Source organism: Methanospirillum sp., assembly GCF_035560735.1.
GTDB lineage: Archaea > Halobacteriota > Methanomicrobia > Methanomicrobiales > Methanospirillaceae > Methanospirillum.
Genome location: NZ_DATMYY010000350.1, coordinates 1 through 4,517 on the forward strand (window position 1 = coordinate 1; position 4,517 = coordinate 4,517).

The window sequence follows — 4,517 nt, forward strand, 5'->3', positions numbered from 1 at the left end:
AGAATCTCACTCACCACCCCACGAGTCTTCTTTCCTGATCGCTGATCCTGTTTTTGAATAATATCAACACAGAGACCGGAGTGGATCGAACCACGGCTCTTCCCATCACTTATTTCAGGCATATATATCAGGTTTATCCAATAAATCCGGTTTGAATCATAATTTTACCGAAGATATTGTTACACATTGCAGAAACAACCAGATAAATATCTAGGAAAAAATTACATTGAAACCGGGTTCTCTTTCCCGGTTGGCCTCTCCTTCTCTTTCCCTGCCAGTGATACCAGAATCGTAACCAGGAAACCCAGGGGAATAGATATAATTCCGGGATTTTCAAGCGGAAACAATGCGGCTTTTCCCATTACTGTCGGACTAATCAGGATTAAACTGACCGAGAGTATTAAACCAGTCAGGATCCCGGCTATGATCCCCCGCTCGGTGCTCCGCTTCCAGAAAAGCGTGCATATCAGAGCAGGGATATTTGCTGATGCTGCTATGGCAAAGGCCAGCCCCACAAGGAAGGCAACATTCTGTCCTTTGGAAATAATGCCCAGGATGATGGCAATCACCCCAACTGTCACAGCAGTAAGTTTGGATATCCGGAGTGCTTTCTTCTCATCAGATCTCCTTCCCATCACTTCAGTATAGATATCGTGGGCAATTGCACCTGCAGCCGCGATGATCAATCCAGATACGGTCCCCAGGATGGTTGCAAACGCAATTGATGCGATGATTGCAAAGAACCATTCACCTCCAATGAACTCTGCCAGAAGCGGAGCAGAGATGTTTGAGTTCTTGGGATCCACCGTCATGAAGTAGTTAGCACCAAGCCCCAGGAACAATGTCAGGACATAGAATATCCCAATCGCAATAATGGCCACTACGGTAGATTTCCGTGCATCTGCCGGGGTTGGAACAGTGAAATACCTGATCAGGATATGCGGCAGTGCAGCAGTCCCAAGGATCAGCCCAAGAGCTAGGGAGGCGAAGTCGAGCGGATTTTTAAACTTCATTCCCGGGGTCATGAATACATCACCTGTAACTGTTCCATTGCTTGCCGGTACCGTGATCGCCGGACTGTTCAAGACTGTTGAGATAAACTCTAATGGCCCCATTCCTGCTACGGCAAGTACACCAACTGTCAGAGCTCCGGCTGCAATCAGCAGGAGAAATCCCTTGATGAACTGCACATAGGTTGTTGAGACCATCCCTGCTGTTGCAACGATCAGGATCACTACCGCACCGACGATGATAACTCCGGCCTCATATGGAAGACCGATGAGCGGCTGAATTATTGAACCAGCTCCCACCATCTGGGGAATCAGGTAAAAGATACTGACTACCAATGCCGAAAGAGCAGCACAAAGTCGTATCTTCTTACTGGCAAACCTCCAGGCCAGGGCATCACCGAAGGTGAACTTCCCGATCTTGCGAAGTGGTTCCGCGATGATCAGCAGGGCAACAATCCACCCAGCTAAAAATCCGATCGAGTACATAAACCCATCAAATCCAGAGAAGGCGATCATGCCTGCGATACCCAGGAACGAGGCTGCCGAGAGGTAATCTCCAGCAAATGCAATTCCATTGACAAACCACTTCACGCCGCCTCCTGCGGTATAAAAGTGGCTTGCGGTCCTAACCCGCCTCGCTGCATAGAATGAGAGAGCAAGGGTGGACAGAGTGATGAGCACAAATATTGTGAATGCCAGGGGTTTGAAACTATAATCCATTATCTCCCTCCTCTAAGCCAGAACTGCCCTGGTCCCGGCATACCAATTGTATGCTAGTGCAATTACAATTGCAGCGATGATGATTCCCATTCCAGATAAAATCGCAAGATTGAGGCCAAATACCCTCATTGCAAGAATATCTCTCATAAAGGTTCCAACAACTGTAAAGACGGCATAAGCAACCACATAGAGAGTGAACATGATCATCCCAATCTTCCAAAGTTTCTTATCGGGTATCAGATCAACTGATTTTTCCGGTTTGATAGGTTTTATATAATTTTTTACCTTCTGAACAACTCTCTCCATCTCCTCTCGCGTGGGTTTGACTGCCCAGACAGTACATCCAGATAACCGTAGTACAGCCTCAGATACATCACCAAGCATGAACCCTGCTATGCCGCGGAGATTTGAACTCCCCATCGCGATAAGATCAGTTCCAACCTCAGTAGCATACCCGACGATGACCCCGGCTATCGGACCATCCCTCCTGACAACAATTATCTGAACATCCAGCTCACCAGCGTAATTTTCAGCAAACCAGACCCCATCAACCTTGCAGGTTCTGCCAACCGCATAATCTTCGGCCATCTTTTCAACCCCAACAAGGGGGGAAGGACCGGAGACTGTGATAACATGCACCATCTTTCCTTCCCGCTTTGCATGATTTATTGCCCTGATCGTTGCTGCTAGTGCTGAAGCTGAACCATCAGTTGCGAGAACTATTGGACCAGATTTTGATTTTTCCGGTCCATGCAATTCTTTTTCAGTCATGGAATCTGCCCCTCTATTCTTCCAGTGTTGAGATATCCCCGGGGTCTATGCCCATCTCTTTTGCCTTGAGAAGTCGTCGCATGATCTTTCCACTCCTGGTTTTCGGCAATTTATCCATGAATTCTATGGCATTTGGCATTGCTATCGGGCCGATGCTCATTCTCACATGATATATCAGTTCAGATACCAACTTCTGACTTGGTTGGTATCCCTGCACCAGTGTCACGAATGCTTTGACTGCCTGACCTTTGATCTCATCCGGGACTCCAATTACTGCAGCCTCTGCGACAGATTCGTGCTCAACCAGAGCGGATTCCACTTCAGCGGTACCAAGATTGTGACCTGCAACAATGATGATGTCATCAGACCTCCCCAGGATCATGATATATCCATCCTCATCCTTGACAGCGAGGTCACCGACAGTGTAATAATCCTTGATCTGGGTCCAGTACTTCCTGTACCGCTCATCATTGTTGTACACGGTTCTCATCATTGATGGCCAGGGTTCCTTGATTACCAGCAGACCACCCTGGCCTGCAGGCACCGGGTTCCCGTCCATATCAACAACATCAGCAACAACTCCGGGGATAGGCACACCAGCAAAACCTGGTTTCATAGGCATTCCTAGAGGTGTTGTGATCATATGCATGCCAGTCTCGGTTTGCCACCAGGTATCCAGAACCGGACACCGATTCTTTCCTATAACCCGGTAATACCACTCGAAGGCTTCAGGATTGAGGGGCTCACCAACCGAACCGATGATCCTGAGCGAACTCAAATCATATTTGTTAGGCCATTCCTCACCAACCCGCATAAACATCCTGATTGCAGTGGGAGCAGTGTAGAAGATTGAGACACCAAATTCTTCGATGATGCTCCACCAGACTCCGTAATCAGGGTAATCGGGTGTAGTTTCAGTGATAACCACTGTTGCCCCGACTGATAACGGACCATATACAATGTAACTATGACCTGTGATCCAGCCTGGATCGGCAGAGCACCAGTAAACATCGTTCTCCTTAATGTCAAAGATGTATTTACAGGTGTAATGGGTCCCTACCATGTATCCACCACAGGTGTGGACGATTCCTTTTGCCATTCCAGTTGTACCACTGGTATAGAGGATAAAGAGAGGATCTTCTGAATCCATCTCTTCAGCAGGACACTTATCAGACATCCCTTCCTGAATCCCATAGAAATCAACCTCAAGCTCAGAGTACAGCTCAAGCGGAAACTTCTCCCTGCTGAGTACGATGACTTTCTCAACACTTGGTGCATTGCGAACAGCATCGTCAACAATACTCTTTAGAGGAACAGTCTTTCCCCTGCGTTTGCCTACATCTGCTGTTATTACGATCTTTGCATTTGCATCACGTATTCTGGAATGAAGTGCTTCAGCTCCGAACCCTGCATACACAATAGAATGGACAGCACCGATCCTTGCACATGCCAGTATTGCCACAACGTGTTCAGGGACGAAGGGCATGTAGAAGCATACGCGATCGCCTTTCTGAACTCCCAAACTTTTCAGTGCGTTTGCAAATTTCATAACCGAACGATAGAGTTGCCTGTATGACAGAACCTCTTCTTTTCCATCTTCACCTCTCCAGATGATGGCGAGTTTGTTTCGTCGTCCGTTGTTGACATGCCTATCCAGGCAATTTTCTGTTATGTTAAGTGTGGCACCAGTAAACCAGCGGGCATATGGGTGATCCCATTCCCTGACAGTAGTCCACGGGCGCATCCATTTCAGTTCACGAGCTTTTTCATCCCAAAAGCCATCAGGGTCTGATCTAAATTTGGAATATGCCGCCTTATAGTCACCCAGCGCAGAGTTTGCCTGATAATTTGGGTCAGGAATATATGCCTTCTTCTCAAGTTTTACTTCAAAGTCTTCAGCCATGATTTACCTCCCTCATGATTAATCATGAAGAATGCCTCCGTTGTTCTGACCAAAGCCAGATACAATCAAAGGACAAGGTGACGCCATTCCACCTTTGAGGTGTGCAGAGCATC

At 47.5% G+C, this 4,517-nt stretch carries 4 protein-coding genes; all 4 read right to left on the reverse strand.

What is annotated here, in order from left to right:
• A partial coding sequence (locus VN429_RS10365; RefSeq protein ID WP_325632988.1) for a DUF2196 domain-containing protein occupies positions 1 to 122 on the reverse strand: 122 nt, incomplete at its 3' end.
• Between the two features lie 99 nt (positions 123 to 221).
• The gene (locus VN429_RS10370) at positions 222 to 1,730 is read right to left on the reverse strand and encodes a solute symporter family protein (protein ID WP_325632982.1); all 1,509 of its coding nucleotides are present in this window, start codon (positions 1,728 to 1,730) and stop codon (positions 222 to 224) included.
• Between the two features lie 12 nt (positions 1,731 to 1,742).
• Positions 1,743 to 2,501, reverse strand: a complete 759-nt coding sequence (locus VN429_RS10375; protein WP_325632984.1) for a universal stress protein — start codon at positions 2,499 to 2,501, stop codon at positions 1,743 to 1,745.
• 13 nt (positions 2,502 to 2,514) lie between these two features.
• A complete protein-coding gene (gene acs, locus VN429_RS10380; protein ID WP_325632986.1) occupies positions 2,515 to 4,404 on the reverse strand; it encodes an acetate--CoA ligase in 1,890 nt (629 codons plus the stop codon).
• Positions 4,405 to 4,517 lie beyond the last annotated feature (113 nt).